The organism is Parvibaculum lavamentivorans DS-1, assembly GCF_000017565.1.
In the GTDB taxonomy this organism is placed as follows: domain Bacteria; phylum Pseudomonadota; class Alphaproteobacteria; order Parvibaculales; family Parvibaculaceae; genus Parvibaculum; species Parvibaculum lavamentivorans.
Window position 1 is genome coordinate 3,327,779 of the sequence record NC_009719.1, and the last position, 15,445, is coordinate 3,343,223.

The following is a 15,445-nucleotide window of genomic DNA, read 5'->3' on the forward strand; positions in this document are numbered from 1 at the left end:
CAATCCGGAGAAGCCTTACTGGTCTTTCGCCTGCTTGGGCGTCTCGCTGATGACATCGCCCGTCTCGGTGTCGACCACCAGCTCAACCTCGGTGCCGGAAGAGTCACGCGCGGTGTAGGTGGCCTGGCCTTCGGTTTCGGTGGCGCCGGCCTTTTCCTGCACGTCCGTATAGCCCCGCTGGGTGAGCTGCTCGGCGGCGGGGCCTGTGATCGTGGCACCCATCGAGCCGGTGGCGCCCGTCGTGCCCGTCGCGCCTGTCGTGGCGCCGGCCGTTCCAGTGCCTGTGACCGTACCCGCTGCGCCCGGGGTGGTCGTGTCGGTCGTGCCTTCGGCGAGAGCCGGAGACGCCATCAGGGCGACACTTGCGGCGCCAGCGAGGAGAGCCTTGGTGAAATGGTTCATGAATCTGATCCTCCAGATTTTTTTCAAGCACCCCGGTGCCCCGTGATTTCGATCACGAATGCTGCTGTTGCAGTCTGCTGAAAGAACGCCCCGGCGCGTGGATTGCTCCATATGAAAGGTGGAATTCATAAGGAAATCCCGAAAGAAGCGGTGCGGAGCAGGCCGCGCCGCCGCCGCGCTGAATTGCGGCGCATTGGATTTCCTCCAGGTTCCGTTTGCCTCCATGCGCCCGTCGAAGACGATGCGTTCCGGCTCATCCTTGGAGAGAAGAGGGGCCGGTTATGCCTTGTGGTGAAACGGCTTGAGCCCCTTACTTGCCACAGGGGTTAAGACAATCAGACGGCACGGGATCGTAAAATCCCGTGCCGCAGATCGCTAAAGCCCAAGGTGCTTACCGGGCTTCCATCGTGCCCTTGGCACCAGCATCGGCACCCGTTTCGCTGATGACGGCGCCGGTGCGGCTGTCGACCGTGACTTCCACGGGCTCGCCATCCGCATTGGTGGCACTGTAGATCGCCTGACCTTCAGTCGCCGCCGCGCCTTCAACCGGCTTGATATTCGTGTAGCCCTGGCCAGTCAGCTCGCTTGTCGGATCGATCTCGGGGACCGCCGCGCCGCCAGCCGCGCTGCCGGCGCCTTCATCGCCAACGATACGGTCGGTGGAGCCGCCGGTCGTGCCCGTGACGCCCGTGTTGGCGGGGGAGGTTGTACCGCCGCTGCCGAGCGTGTCCATGGCGCCGCCCGTGCCGCCGACCTGTGCGAGCGTGTCGTTTGCGGCATTGGGCAGCGAAGCGCCATCGCCGAGATTGTCATCGGCTTCGGTATCCGCGCTCACGGCACCTTTGCCGGAGACGCCGGCGGCGGCACCGCCGGTCATGCCTTGGGTGGTTTCACGCGCGGCTTCCGCTGCGCCGCGCACATTGCTTTCGGTCTGGGCCGGACTTGGCGTATCGAAGGCGCCGGTAATGCCGGTCTGGCCGGTCAGCGAATTGTCGCCCACATTGCCAGCGCCCGTGACCCCGGCACCCGCGGAAGCACCATTGGACCCAGCGCCAGCACCGGCGCCCACGCCAACCGAGCCGCCAGCGCCACCCACAGTGCGGCCCGGGTCGATGGAGCTACCGGCGCCGGCCGCGCCGGAGGTCGAGCCGGTTACGCCCGTGGCGGCGCCGGAAACGCCCGAGGTTGCGCCATTGAGAGCGTCGATCGCCATCGCCGGGGCCGCCATCAGGGCGAATGTCGCCGTGCCGGCGAGGAGAATTTTCTTGAACCGCGTCATCTGATCGTTCCTCCAGATATACGTCCGTGCCCGCCAAGCCTCATGTGTCCTAACAACGGATACCGTGCATTTCGGGTCCACGAAATGCTGAAAAACTTGGCGCTTGGGGCGGCTGCAGGCCCTGGGGAAGCGCGCAACCCCTTGAAATGTCGAGGAAGCGCGGTGGCTGGAGAGCGGCTCAGGCTGATATCCGGGATGTTCGTTTTATTTCCATAATATATATTATCGGCTATCTGGATACGGGGTGGCTTGCGGCCATGGGCGCTCCTCCGCTGCCATAGCCAGTGCAGCGTCGACAAGGCGTGGCGCAGCCCCTACCTTTCCGGCAACAGGCATTTCCGACAAAGCGAGTTTTCCATGGGTCTCAAGGCCGCCATTCTTCCCGTGACGCCGTTTCAGCAGAACTGCACGCTGATGTGGAACGATGAAAACATGCGCGGCGCGGTCAGCGACCCCGGCGGCGATCTGGAGCGCATCAAGGCTGCGGCGGCCGAGGCCGGCGTCACCATCGAGAAAATCCTGCTGACCCATGGCCATCTCGATCATGCATCGGCGGCCGGCGATCTCGCGCGTGAGCTTGGCGTGCCGGTCGAAGGCCCGCATGAGGACGACCTGTTCCTGATCGAGGCGCTGCCGGACCAGGCGGCCAAATACGGGTTTCCGCCGGTCGGTGCCTTCCGGCCGGACCGCTGGCTGAAGGATGGCGACCAGGTGACGTTTGCCGGGCTCACATTCGATGTGCGCCACTGCCCCGGCCACACGCCCGGCCATGTGGTTTTCTTCCATGAACCGTCGCGGCTGGCGATTGTCGGCGATGTGCTGTTTCAGGGCTCCATCGGGCGCACGGATTTTCCGCGCGGCGACCATGGCGCGCTTGTCCGCTCGATCCGCGAACGGCTCTGGCCGCTTGGCGACGATGTGACCTTTGTACCCGGACATGGGCCGCTTTCGACCTTTGGCGTCGAGCGGCGCACAAACCCCTTTGTGGCCGACGAGAATTTCGCCTGACGAAACCGGCCTTTCCGTTGCGAAAGACGATGGACAAAAGGCGCCCAATCGGCTTCCTTACGCAACTGACAAATAGTCAATAAAAGGCCCGCAAAGGGCGGTCGCCGCAGCGGGCGCAACGGCGCCCCGGCGCATGACATGGCATGGGGGAACGAGTGGAGAAGCACAAGGTCACACGGTGGCAGATCGCGGCCTTCGGATTGCCGTCCATTCCGATTTCGGCACTTGGCCTTCCCATCGTCGTTTATCTGCCGCCCTTCTATGCCCATGACATGGGGCTGAGCCTGACGGTTGTCGGCACGGTGTTCATGATGGCACGGTTCTGGGACGTGATTACCGACCCGGTGCTCGGAATGGTGTCCGACCGGTTTCCGAGCCGCTGGGGCCGCAGGCGGCACTGGATCGTCATTTCCGCGCCGCTGCTGCTCATTTCCGCCTACATGCTTTTCATGCCGACGCCGCCTGTGACCTGGGTCTATCTAGCGGGGTGGATGTTCTTTCTCTATATCGGCTGGACGCTCATCACGATTTCTCACATGTCGTGGGGCGCGGAATTGTCGGCGGATTACGACGAACGCTCGACCATTCAGGGGATGCGTGAATTCCTGCTGATCTTCGGGATGTTCACCGTGCTCGCCCTGCCCGCCATTATCGAAAGCGTGTCCGAGGCCGGCGCGGGCGGCGCGGAGAAAGTCGCGGCGATGGGATGGTTCATCATCATATTGCTGCCGATCACGATCGGGCTTGCTGTGTGGGTGACGCCTGAATTTCCCAGCGCGCCGCATCAACAGATCCCGTGGAAGCGCGCATGGGGCATGATCATGCGCAACCGGCTGCTGCAACGCGTGCTGGTGGCGGACCTGCTGGTGAACATTGCGCCCGCGATCACCGGCTCGCTCTATATCTTCTTCGCATCGCACGTCATGGGGCTGCCGAAATCGGCGAGCCTCTTGCTGCTGATCTATTTCATTGCAGGCTTTGTCGGCATTCCGGCGTGGATCCGCATGAGCCACATTGCGGGCAAGCACAAGACGCTCGCCATTGCCATGGTCTATGGCGCGGTCACCCTGCCCCTCGTCGTGTTTTTTCCGCGCGGCGAATTCTGGTGGCTCTTTGTCGGCAATTCGCTCTATGGCGTCGCCTATGGCGCGGGATCGTTTCTGCTGCGCTCCATCATGGCCGATGTCATCGACACGGATTATCTGGAGACAGGACAGAGGCGCACCGGACTTTACTATTCGCTGCTCAGCATGACAGCGAAGGTGGGCGCGGCGCTGGCCGTGGGCATCACCTATCCGCTGCTCGACCTCATTCAGTTTACGCCTGGCGGCGAAAACTCGCCGGAGACGCTCAACCAGTTCATGGCGCTCTATGTGGCCATGCCGGCACTTGTGATGCTGGCGGCGGCGTTTGTGATGTGGCGCTTTCCGCTCGACCGGGCCGCACAGCTCGCCCTGCGGCGGAAGATCGAGGAGCGGGACGGCAAGCACCGAGCGCATGAGGCAAGCGACGCGGCGGCAGCCGTGGCAGCAGTCGGCACGGCGGGCGGCGTTATCGATCCATCCGGCGACTAGCGGAGAAGCGGATTGGGCGAGGCGGAGAACGGGAAGATCGACGCGCTGCTCGCCATCATGGCGCAATTGCGGGCGCCCGATGGCGGCTGTCCCTGGGACCTTGAACAGACCTACGCAACGATCGCGCCCTATACGATCGAGGAAGCCTACGAAGTCGCCGACGCTATCGAGCGCGGCGACAGGCAGGACCTCAAGGACGAACTGGGCGATCTGCTGCTGCAGGTCGTGTTCCATGCGCGGATGGCGGAGGAAGAAGGCGCCTTCGCCTTTCCCGACGTGGTGCGCGCTATTTGCGAGAAGATGATCCGGCGGCATCCGCATGTCTTCGGCGACAAGGCGGCACGCGACGCGGGCGCCGTCAAGGGAAGCTGGGAAGAGATCAAGGCGGAGGAGAAAGCGGCGAAGGGAAAGCCTGCGGAAGCGAGCATCCTCGACGATGTGCCCCTCGCCCTGCCCGCGCTGTCACGCGCCGTGAAGCTGCAGAACCGTGCCGCACGCGTCGGTTTCGACTGGCCGGATACGAGCCAGGTCATCGACAAGCTCAACGAGGAAATGCTCGAACTCTCGGCGGAAGTGGCCAAGGGCGGCGATGCCGACCGGCTGGAAGACGAGATGGGCGACCTGCTTTTCGTTTATGCCAATCTGGCGCGGCACCTGAAAATCGATCCCGAGGCGGCGCTCAGGCGGGCGAATGCGAAGTTTCGCCGGCGCTTCGGGCGGATCGAGGAGAAGCTGGCGGCGGAAGGACGGAAGCCGGAGCAATCGACGCTGGAAGAAATGGACGCGCTCTGGAACGAGGCGAAGCGCGAGGAGCGCGGAGGCTAGGCGGCGGCCACGTGAGCGCGGATAAGTTCCGCCGTGCGCTGCCAGCTCTCTTCATCGCGCGCGAGAAGATGCGGGCCCTTCAAGGTGCGCGGCGAATAGTCGAGGCCGGTTTCAATGTCGCGAGCGACGCCACCCGCTTCGCGGAGGATCAACGCACCGGGCGCGTGATCCCATGGCAGCATGCGGTAGTAGGTGACGAAATCGTGGCGGCCGCGCGCAATGCTGGTGTAATCCCAGGCGGAACAGAGAGTGGCGGTTTTGCCGCCGACCGTGGCAGCATGGGTTTCGATGCCCTTGCGCCAGTCATCCGGCATGAAACGGACGTAGAAGCTTGCCGTCTGGCCGGAGGGGTCCTGCGCGGCCTCGCCCGCATCTAGACGTTTCGTTTCGCCGCCGGCGTACAGGAACGCTCCAGCGCCACTCTCGGCAATGACGAATTCATCCGTGACCGGAAGATATATCCAGGCACCTGTCGTTTCGCCCTTTTCGACCAGCGATACCATGACACCGAATGTCTCGCGCCCGGCGACGAAATTGCTCGTGCCGTCCACCGGATCGATGGTCCATAGGGGCGTGTCGTCATCGAGGCGGACGAGAAGCGAAGGGTCGGCGGCGACCGCCTCCTCGCCCAGCGCGCGGGAGCCGGGCACCAATGCCTCGAGACGCGGCGCGAGCCAGAGTTCCGAGTTCCGGTCGGCCACCGTGACCAGGTCGCCCTTGGTCTTTTCCTCGATCTCATGCTCGGCCAGGGCACGGAAACGGGGCATGATTTCCTGCGCGGCCACTTCCCGCATCAGGGCGGCGACCTTTTCCCGGACAGATGCCATGCTATTCCGCCGCAGCTGCGGCCGCAGCGGCGGCTTCACCGAGCTGCCGGGCGAGCGCCGGGAACCGCTTTTCGAAACGGCCGGCAACGATGGGGGTCAAGCCGAGATCGAGATGGACGATGCCCTCGTCTCCATCGACACGGTTGCGGATATGCGCGTTGGCGTGAAGCCAGGCGATGGCCTCTCCCTCATTCGCCGGCACATCGAAATGTACGGGCCGTTCGTCATCGACGATCAGGCTGTCGATGAGGTTAAGGAGGTTTTCCGTTCCGTCGCCGGTCAGGGCGGAGACGGCAACCGTCATCGGCTCGCGCATGGCGAGATTGACGGCGGCGTCGCGGAACTCGCCTTCCAGCAGGTCAATCTTGTTCAGGACGTCCACGACGTGCTGACCGTTCGCCGCTGTGCTTTCCCTGGTGACGCCGAGCGAGGTCAGAACTTTTTCGACATCCGTCTTCTGGATCGCGGTTTCCTCATGCGCGGCGTCGCGGACATGCAGGATCACTTCGGCTTCCAGAACTTCCTCGAGCGTGGCGCGGAAGGCGGCGACGAGATGCGTCGGCAGGTCCGAAATGAAGCCCACTGTGTCCGACAGGATGATCTTGCGGCCGCTCGGGAGAACGAGGGCGCGCATTGTCGGGTCGAGCGTCGCGAAGAGAAGGTTTTCGGCGAAGACTCCGGCTTCCGTAAGCCGGTTGAACAGAGTCGACTTGCCGGCATTGGTATAGCCGACCAGCGCGACAATCGGATATGGCGCCTCGCGGCGCTTCTTGCGATGAAGTTCGCGCGTCCGTTTCACGGTTTCGAGCTGGTGCTCGATTTTCGCGATGCGCTCCTGAATGAGGCGCCTGTCGGCTTCGATCTGCGTTTCGCCGGGGCCGCCGAGGAAGCCGAAGCCGCCGCGCTGACGCTCCAGATGGGTCCAGCTGCGGACGAGGCGGCTCTTCTGATAATTGAGATGCGCCAGTTCAACCTGGAGCGAGCCTTCGCGCGTTCGCGCACGCTCGCCGAAGATTTCGAGGATAAGACCGGTGCGGTCGAGCACCTTCACGTTCCAGGCTTTTTCGAGATTGCGCTGCTGACCCGGACCGAGGGCCCCGTCGACGATGACGAGATCGACCCGAAGTTCCGCAATCTGACCCTTGATTTCGTCGACCTTGCCTTCGCCGAAAAGCGTTGCCGGCCGCGGGCTCGCAAGCGGGACAACGACGCTTCCCACAACGTTCAGCGAAATGGCGGCAGCGAGACCGACGGCCTCGTCCAGACGGGATTCGGGGGAACGTCCGCCCCCTCCTCTCTTTGCCTGCTTCGCGACGGATTTGAGCCAGGGCACAACCACGAAAGCGCGCGTCAACTCGGCGGGCTTCACTCGAAAGCCACGCTCGCCGCGCTTTTCGGCGCCTTCTTCCTTGGGTTCTTCAGTCAATTACGGTCCTTCAGCCCTCCTCCCCGTTGGCTTCAGGCTCGAAAAGCTGAACGGGCTGGGCCGGCATAATGGTCGATATCGCGTGCTTATACACGAGCTGCGAATGGCCGTCCCGGCGCAGCAACACACAAAAGTTGTCGAACCAGGTGACCACGCCCTGAAGCTTGACGCCATTTACCAGAAAGATGGTGAGGGTCGTCTTGTTCTTGCGAACGTGGTTCAGGAACGTATCCTGCAGGTTATGGGTCTTCTCATTCATGGGTAAACCCCATTTGTCGAGTTGGGTGGACCGGACCTTCGCCGCGCGGACCGGCTTTTTGTTTGCACCCCTTCCCGGCATAGACGGGAAAGAAGCTGCGGCTCTCAACTCATACAGTCAGCCGTTTCATTTCATGCTGCAAGTGCGAAATTCACTTCGCACATGCAAATCGGCACGATTTCCGCCGGTGCATACCGTCGCGCCTCAGGAAAGCTCGCCGATCTGCCGATAGGCATCGCGCAGCCGGAGCGTGGTGGACCCGGGCGCGGCATTACCTACTGGCTCGCCGTCGATCCGGACCACCGGAATCAGGACGGCCGATGAGGCGCTGATGAATGCTTCTCGCGAGGTTTTTGCCTCTTCGGGGGTGAACGCCCGCTCAATGACTTCGATCCCTTCCCGCTTTGCCGCCTCAAGCAGAACCCGCCGGGTAACGCCGTTCAGGATATCCGGACCGGCAGGGCGCGTGACCAGACGGCCTTCCGCATCCACGATCCAGGCATTGGTGGAAGAGCCCTCCGTCACATAGCCCTCAGCATCGACAAGCCAGGCTTCGTAGGCGCCCGCTTCCCGCGCCGCCTGCTTTGCCAGGATGTTCGGCAGCAGCGCCACTGACTTGATGTCGCGCCGCGCCCAACGCAGGTCCGGCATGGTGACGACAGCGACGCCCTTCTCCACCGCGATTGCGACACGGGCTTCGTTGAGACGCTTTGCCGTGACCACAAGGGCCGGCCGGGTTGCGGCGGATGGAAACGGATGATCGCGCGGCGCCACGCCACGGGTGATCTGGAAATAGACCATGCCGTTCTTTATCCGGTTTCGGGCAACGACCTCGCGCAGAATGTGCCGCAGGGCGGGGAGCTTTACCGGCAAGGCGATGCGCAGCTCTCCGAGCGAGCGCTGCATCCGCTCCAGGTGCAGCGTTTCGTCCATCAACATGCCGCCGCGAACACCGCAGACTTCATAGATGCCGTCGGCGAACTGATAGCCGCGATCTTCGATATGGACGCTCGCCTCCGCGTGGCGCAGGTAGCGGCCGTTGACATAGGCGATACGTGACACGGGAGATCCTTCGGACGCTCAGAAGAATTCGAGACTGACGCGGAACATCTGTTCGACTTTCTTGACCTGATCGGAACGTGCGAACAGCACCACACGGTCGCCTGCCTCGATCTCGGTATTCCCGCGCGGAATGATGACCTCTCCATCGCGGATAACCGCGCCGACGAGGATTCCGTCCGGGAGGTTGACTTCGCGCAGCGGCTTTCCGACCAGAGTCGATGTCTCGAGCGCTTCGGCTTCGATCACCTCGGCTGCCCCATCATGCACCGACTGGAGGCCACGGATACGGCCGCGGCGGACATGCTGGAGCACGGTCGACACCGTCGTGCCGCGCGGGTTTATGAAGGCATCGATGCCGAGCGAGCGCATGAGCGGCGCATAGGTATTGTTGTTGATGAGGGCCATTGTGCGCTGGCAGCCCTCGCGCTTCGCGACGACGCAGGAGAGAATGTTTGCCTGGTCGTTATTGGTCAGCGTGACGAGCGTTTCAGTTTCGGAAATTCCCGCTTCCTGCAGCAGTTCCGGATCGAGCCCGTCGCCATGGAGGACGATCGACCGCTTCAGACGATCCGCGGCCTGGACGGCGCGATCCCTGTCGCGTTCGATCAGTTTGACGCGTGTACCGGGATGGTTCGTCTCCAGCTCCTGCGCCACGTGAAGACCGATATTTCCCGCCCCCACGATGATGATACGCCGGGCGGCCTTTTCCTCGTGGCCGAAAATGCCGAGCGTGCGCTTTACGTCGCGCACATCGGCAGCGAAATAGGCTTCATCGCCGACAAGCATCGAATCGTCGCTCTGCGGCACGAAGAGCTCACCATTGCGGACGATACCGACAACGCGCGACCGCAGATCCGGAAACAGGTCCGTCAACTGGCGGAGCGGCGTGTTGACGATCGGACAATCTTCTTCAAGCGCCACGCCGACGACGCTGACCTTTCCATCCGCGAAATTCAGAATATCGAAAGCGCCCGGCACCGCGAGCCGACGCAGCACGGCCTTGCCGACTTCGAGTTCCGGCGAAATGATTACGTCGATCGGCAGGTGATCCTGCGAGAAAAGATCCTGGAAACCGGGCTGCAAATAGCTCTGCGCCCGGACGCGTGCGATCTTGGTCGGCAACTGGAAGACCGAATGCGCGACCTGGCATGCGATCATGTTCACTTCGTCATAAAAGGTGACGGCGATGAGCATGTCGGCCGAGGCGGCCCCGGCGCGTTCGAGAACATCTGGATGAGCGCCGTGGCCGACGATGGCGCGCACATCAAGCGCATCCGAAATCCGGTGAACGAGTTGCGGCGACTGATCGATGACCGTCACATCGTTTTGCTCGGCGGCGAGCTGCCTGGCGATGCCGAAACCGACTTGCCCGGCGCCGCAAACAATTACCTTCATGATGAAACTCTCAACGTTTCGGACAAGGCGTAGGTCATGCCGGCACGTCGGGGCGGCTGGCGGCGGCGACGCCGAGCGATTTCAGCTTGCGATGGAGCGCCGAACGCTCCATGCCGATAAAGGCGGCTGTGCGTGAAATGTTGCCGCCAAACCGGCTTATCTGCGCTATCAGATATTCGCGTTCGAAGGTTTCCCGTGCCTCGCGCAGCGGCAATGCCATGATGTGCTCGCCGCCGGCGCCGTTGACCGTCATCTGCGCGGATGCGCCCACTTCGGAGGGAAGCATATCGGCGGTGACAACGGCCGTCGGATCGCCGGATGTCAGGATCAGCAGGCGCTCGATATTATTGCGCAGCTGCCGGACATTGCCCGGCCAGTCATGCGCCTGGAGTGCCGCCATGGCGTCTTCCGACACGCGGCGGGCTGGCAGGCCTGTTCCCTTGGAAATCAATTCCATGAAGTACTCGACAAGCGCGGGGATATCCTCGCGCCGCGAGGCGAGCGGAGGCACGAAAATCGGCACCACGTTCAGGCGATGATAAAGGTCTTCGCGGAAGCGGCCTTTTGCGATTTCCTCAAGCAGGTCGTGGCTGGACGAGGAAACGACGCGCACATCCACTTTGACGCGCGAGCCGCCGCCGACGCGCTCGAATGTCTGATCGACCAGCACACGCAGGATCTTGCTCTGCGTCTCCACCGGCATCTCGGCAACTTCATCGAGGAATAGTGTGCCGCCATGCGCCTGCTCGAAAACGCCGACCTTTCTCGGACCGGCGGCGCTTTCCTCCGTGCCGAAAAGCTCGATCTCCATGCGCTCCGGCGCCATGTTTGCCGCATTGATGGCGACGAAGGAATGACCCGCACGGCGAGAGCGGGCATGCAGAAGGCGGGCGACCACCTCCTTGCCCGCACCGGAGGCACCCGTGATGAGGACGCGGCTGTTTGTCGGTGCAACCTTGTCAATCGTCTGACGCACCTGCGCCATGGCGGGAGAAAAACCGATCAAGGTGGTGTCGTCACCGACCCGGACGCGCAGCTCACTGTTTTCCCGGCGCAAGCGGAAAGTTTCAATCGCGCGGCGCACGACCAGAATGAGGCGATCCGCCTTGAAGGGCTTTTCAATGAAGTCGTAGGCGCCTTTCTTGATGGCGGAGACGGCCGTTTCGATATTGCCGTGACCGCTGATGATGATGACGGGAAGGTCCGGATGCCGCTCACGGATAACGTCGAGAACCTCCAGCCCGTCGAGTTTGCTGCCTTGCAACCAGATGTCGAGGATGACGAGCCCCGGCCGGCGCGCCTCTATCGCCGCGAGCGCACGATCGCTGTCGCCCGCGCTGCGGGTGTCATAGCCTTCATCGTTCAGAATGCCCGACACCAGCTCCCTGATATCGGCTTCATCATCGACAATCAGAATATCAGACGCCATCGACCGCCTCTTCGATTACACCGGCGCCTTCATGCGCACCGTTTTCCAACCCGCTCGCCGCGGCGCGCTTGCGCGGAAATACGAGCCGCACACGCGCACCGCTTTCCCAGCCTTCGCTCACCGGCGCGTCCTCAAGGACAAGTTCACCGCCATGATCTTCCATGACCTTGTTCACAATCGCGAGGCCAAGCCCCGTGCCTTTGGCCCGCGTCGTCATATAGGGTTCTGTCAGGCGGGACCTGCCGGTTTCAGGGAGACCACAACCGGAATCGGTCGCCGTGACGGTTACATTATTCTCGTCCGCTGCCAGGGCAATGTGTATGCGCCCCAGTTTGACATCGTCCTGCTTGTGGCCTTTTGTCCCGGCCGAATCTTCTTCCTCATCCTCTTCGCGCCCGCGGATGGCCTCCGCCGCATTTTTCAGGATGTTTGTAAGCGCCTGGCTTACGAGACGGCCATCGCATTCGAGAATGGTCGGCGTTTCCGGCATTGTGAGCTGATATTCAATGTCCGGATGGCCGACGCGCTGCAGGAATACCGATTGCCGCAGAATTTCGTTGATGTCGAGCGGCTTCATCGACGCCGACGGCATGCGTGCGAAGGATGAGAATTCATCCACCATCCGGCCGATATCGTTCACCTGACGAATGATTGTCTGCGTGCATTGCTCAAAGACGTCCGGGTCCGTCGTTATTTCCTTGCTGTATTTACGGCGCAGCCGCTCGGCCGAAAGCTGAATAGGCGTCAGCGGGTTCTTGATCTCGTGCGCGATGCGGCGGGCGACGTCCGCCCAGGCAGAGGTTCGCTGCGCACGCACAAGCTCGGTTATGTCGTCGAAGGTAAGCACAAAACCGCCCTGCCCCGAATCCGTCATTTCGCGGGTGACGCGCAAATTGAGCGTCCGGTCCTGCCCGGCACGGGGAATTACTACCTGCGCCTGCGCCGTGCGATCGGGATGCGCGCGGGCGTCTGCGACGGCAAGAGCCATTTCAGGCACGGCCGCCGCTATCATCCGGCCTATGAGTTCGGCTTCCGTCAGAGCGAAGAAACGCAAGGCGGCGCGATTGGCATGGGTGATGCGCCCTTCATTGTCGAGGCCGAGAACACCAGCACTGACGCCGGAGAGAACCGCTTCCGTGAATTGGCGGCGCTCGTCGAGCTGGTGGTTTGCTTCGATGAGATCGTTGCGCTGGCTTTCGAGCTGACTGGTCATCCGGTTGAAGGCACCGGTCAGCATATCGAGTTCGTCGCCGCTACCGCCGACGGGAACGCGGGCGCGCAGGTCGCCGACGCTGACCCGCTCGGCTGCGCGGACGAGATGAGAGATTGGGTCCACGATACGATTGGCCGCCCAGAGGCCGAGCCAGATCGCCGCCAGCAGCGTGATCAAGGCGACGGTTACATAAATGAGCGCGAAGGTAACCTGGAACTGGCTGCGGCGGCTTTCGAGGCTTTCATATTCACTGACGGCAGCTCGCGTCTCGGCAAGGTGGTTGAGCACCCGCGCGTCCACAAAGCGCGCCACGTAGAGATAGGTATCCGGCACAGCCGGAAGCGCGACCAGAGCACGGATCTGGTTGTAGTCGTCCATGATGAAAAGAGCGACGTCGCCCGCGCGTGCGACCTCGAAATACTCTGCAGCCGGCATCCCGACCTCGACGCTCGCCCTGGCCTTGGAGAGAATGCGCCCATCGGATTTGACGACATAAGCCGCCTGCAACGACCGCAGGCGCATCTGCCCGGTGATCAGCCGCTGGAAAATTGCCGGGTCCGTGGTCAGCAATTCGGCCTCGCGCTGGATGTCGGTTGCCATGGCGAGCGTATCGCCGCGCAGCACCTGACGATGCTCGTTGAGGTAGGCCTCAGCGACGGTTTCCGCGTTTGAGATGATGAGCTGCGCCCGTTCACCGAACCAGGTATCGAGGCCGCGGTTCAAGGTGACCGCGGCGAAGACGGCCACGATAATGGCGGGCATGACCGCGACGATCGCGAACATCGTGACGAGCCGGGAATGAAGCTTCGCTCCCGCCGTTCCGCTGACCCGGGCCAGAATAATGCGGATCATGCGCCAGAAGATCAGCGCGAAGAGAATGAGGACGACTGTCAGGTTCGCCAGAAGGAGCGAGATGAGAACCGGCCGTGTTGGCGAAAACGGCGTCAGTCCGGTCAGAAGCATGTAGGTAAAGGAGCCAAGGCAGATAGCGGCGACCACCAGACCGACCGAAAGCGTGGTCGAAAAGCCGCGACGGCTCACCAGCTGCCAAAGGCGGCTTTCCCAACTTTCGGCCCTTGCTTCTCGGGCCTCGCTCGGTTGCTCTGTCGGTACCATGCCTGTTCCTGCGGGCGGCAGAGGACAATCGAAGGGTCCAGCCCTTCCGGCACCCGGTCCTGTGCCCAATACGCCACGCTCCCTCTGCGGCAGGGCGCATTCTGTATCGGCGGGCGATACCGTTCAACAACAATGTTGCCTGTTTACATCACCCTGAAGAGCCGCTGAAACTTGAGAAATGGCTATTTCAGTCCGCGTATGACCTGGATGTCCAGTTCCCGGATTTTCTTTCGCAATGTGTTGCGGTTGATCCCGAGGAGATGCGCCGCCTTGATCTGGTTTCCGCGCGTCGCGGCGAGGCTCATACTGAACAGCGGGCGCTCAACCTCCTTCAGCAGCCGGTCGTAAAGACCGGGAGGCGGCAGGTCGTCACCATGGCCAGAGAAAATCCGGTTGAGCGTCCGCTCCACCGACTGAGCGAGAGGCTCATCCATGGAGGGTTGCTCGGAGGGCTTTCCAAAGTCCGGCTCGGCAAGCTCCGTTTCGAGGATCGAGGCGCCGATCGTTTCCTCCGTGTAGAGGGCAGCGAGGCGGCGGACGAGATTTTCGAGCTCGCGCACATTGCCGGGCCACCGGTAGCGCTTCAGCAATTCCATGCCTTCGGAGTCGATGTTCTTCGGCGGCAGGCCCTCGTCTTCCGCTTGTCCAAGGAAGTGACGGATCAGGTCTGAAATATCTTCCGTGCGTTCGCGCAGGGGCGGCAGGCGGATTGGCACGACGTTCAGGCGGAAGAACAAATCCTCGCGGAACAATCCCTGGTTGATGAGCTGCCGAAGGTCCCGGTTGGTCGCCGCGACAATGCGCACATCGGTCTTGATCGGCGTGCGTCCGCCGACGGTTGTGTATTCGCCCTGCTGCAAAACGCGAAGGAGGCGTGTCTGCGCCTCCATCGGCATGTCGCCGATTTCGTCGAGGAAGAGCGTGCCGCCTTCGGCCTGCTCGAAGCGGCCGGTGGCGCGCTGACTGGCGCCCGTGAAGGCCCCCTTCTCATGGCCGAAAAGCTCGCTCTCGATCAATTCGCGCGGTATCGCCGCCATGTTAACGGCGACGAACGGTCCGTTCCGGCGGCGGCCATAATCATGCAGCGCGCGGGCCACCAGTTCCTTACCGGTGCCGCTTTCGCCCGAGATCATGACGGTGAGGTCTGTCTGCATCAACCGGGCGAGAACACGGTAGATATCCTGCATCGCGGGCGAGCGGCCTATCAGGGGAATCTTCTCGCCCTCTTCCGGCTGCTGCCGCCCGATTGCCGGTTCGCGTGGTGCTGTCATAGCCCGGTCGACGACGCGGATCAGTTCGTTCAGATCGAACGGCTTGGGAAGATATTCGTAAGCGCCGCGCTCAGCCGCCATGATGGCGGTCTTGAGCGTGTTCTGCGCACTCATCACGACGATCGGAAGGTCCGGACGCGCGCGCTTGATGCGCGGTATCAGATCGAAGGCATTCTCATCCGGCATGACGACGTCGGTGATAATGAGATCACCCTCTCCCTGGCTTACCCAGCGCCACAAGGTTGCCGCATTGCCTGTCGAGCGAACTTCGTATCCGACCCGGCCGAGGGCCTGATTGAGCACCGTACGAATTGCCGCATCGTCGTCTGCTAGGAGAATAGTTCCGCTGGGCATCTATG

13 protein-coding genes are annotated in these 15,445 nt (G+C 62.5%); 3 read left to right on the forward strand and 10 right to left on the reverse strand.

The features are described 5' to 3' along the window. Nucleotides 1–15: 15 nt before the first annotated feature. Both PLAV_RS15855 and PLAV_RS19095 read right to left on the reverse strand, forming a co-directional pair. On the reverse strand, nucleotides 16–402 hold the full coding sequence (locus tag PLAV_RS15855; protein WP_012112046.1) for a hypothetical protein: 387 nt from the start codon (nucleotides 400–402) through the stop codon (nucleotides 16–18). 391 nt (nucleotides 403–793) lie between these two features. Then, on the reverse strand, nucleotides 794–1,681 hold the full coding sequence (locus PLAV_RS19095) for a hypothetical protein (protein ID WP_012112047.1): 888 nt from the start codon (nucleotides 1,679–1,681) through the stop codon (nucleotides 794–796). A 357-nt stretch (nucleotides 1,682–2,038) separates the two neighbouring features. Between PLAV_RS19095 and PLAV_RS15865 the strand changes: the two genes are divergently transcribed. From PLAV_RS15865 to mazG, 3 genes are all read left to right on the forward strand, one after another. Then, nucleotides 2,039–2,689 (forward strand): MBL fold metallo-hydrolase, encoded by a 651-nt coding sequence (locus PLAV_RS15865; protein WP_012112048.1) that lies wholly within the window; start codon nucleotides 2,039–2,041, stop codon nucleotides 2,687–2,689. 155 nt (nucleotides 2,690–2,844) lie between these two features. Then, nucleotides 2,845–4,263 (forward strand): MFS transporter, encoded by a 1,419-nt coding sequence (locus PLAV_RS15870; RefSeq protein ID WP_012112049.1) that lies wholly within the window; start codon nucleotides 2,845–2,847, stop codon nucleotides 4,261–4,263. Nucleotides 4,264–4,275: 12 nt separating this feature from the next. Further along, nucleotides 4,276–5,088, forward strand: coding sequence for a nucleoside triphosphate pyrophosphohydrolase (mazG, locus tag PLAV_RS15875; RefSeq protein ID WP_012112050.1), 813 nt, complete (start codon nucleotides 4,276–4,278; stop codon nucleotides 5,086–5,088). Here the strand turns inward: mazG and PLAV_RS15880 are convergent. The 8 genes from PLAV_RS15880 to ntrC form a co-directional block, all read right to left on the reverse strand. After that, nucleotides 5,085–5,915: an inositol monophosphatase family protein gene (locus PLAV_RS15880; RefSeq protein ID WP_012112051.1), complete on the reverse strand. Its 831-nt coding sequence runs from the start codon at nucleotides 5,913–5,915 to the stop codon at nucleotides 5,085–5,087. The two genes, mazG and PLAV_RS15880, sit on opposite strands and share 4 nt — an antisense overlap. 1 nt (nucleotide 5,916) lies before the next feature. Next, nucleotides 5,917–7,341 carry a GTPase HflX gene (gene hflX / locus PLAV_RS15885; protein WP_012112052.1) on the reverse strand — a complete coding sequence of 475 codons (1,425 nt, stop codon included), beginning with the start codon at nucleotides 7,339–7,341 and terminating at the stop codon, nucleotides 5,917–5,919. A gap of 10 nt (nucleotides 7,342–7,351) precedes the next feature. Beyond that, nucleotides 7,352–7,600, reverse strand: a complete 249-nt coding sequence (hfq, locus tag PLAV_RS15890; RefSeq protein ID WP_012112053.1) for an RNA chaperone Hfq — start codon at nucleotides 7,598–7,600, stop codon at nucleotides 7,352–7,354. Between the two features lie 204 nt (nucleotides 7,601–7,804). Next, a complete protein-coding gene (locus PLAV_RS15895; protein ID WP_012112054.1) occupies nucleotides 7,805–8,662 on the reverse strand; it encodes a D-amino-acid transaminase in 858 nt (285 codons plus the stop codon). An 18-nt stretch (nucleotides 8,663–8,680) separates the two neighbouring features. Further along, nucleotides 8,681–10,057 carry a Trk system potassium transporter TrkA gene (trkA, locus tag PLAV_RS15900; RefSeq protein ID WP_012112055.1) on the reverse strand — a complete coding sequence of 459 codons (1,377 nt, stop codon included), beginning with the start codon at nucleotides 10,055–10,057 and terminating at the stop codon, nucleotides 8,681–8,683. A 34-nt stretch (nucleotides 10,058–10,091) separates the two neighbouring features. Beyond that, on the reverse strand, nucleotides 10,092–11,486 hold the full coding sequence (gene ntrX, locus PLAV_RS15905; RefSeq protein ID WP_012112056.1) for a nitrogen assimilation response regulator NtrX: 1,395 nt from the start codon (nucleotides 11,484–11,486) through the stop codon (nucleotides 10,092–10,094). Then, nucleotides 11,476–13,740 carry a sensor histidine kinase NtrY-like gene (locus PLAV_RS15910; RefSeq protein ID WP_168713211.1) on the reverse strand — a complete coding sequence of 755 codons (2,265 nt, stop codon included), beginning with the start codon at nucleotides 13,738–13,740 and terminating at the stop codon, nucleotides 11,476–11,478. Before PLAV_RS15910 ends, ntrX begins: the two co-directional genes overlap by 11 nt. A 257-nt stretch (nucleotides 13,741–13,997) precedes the next feature. Then, complete coding sequence (gene ntrC, locus PLAV_RS15915) at nucleotides 13,998–15,440, reverse strand: nitrogen regulation protein NR(I) (protein ID WP_012112058.1); 1,443 nt, start codon at nucleotides 15,438–15,440, stop codon at nucleotides 13,998–14,000. Nucleotides 15,441–15,445 lie beyond the last annotated feature (5 nt).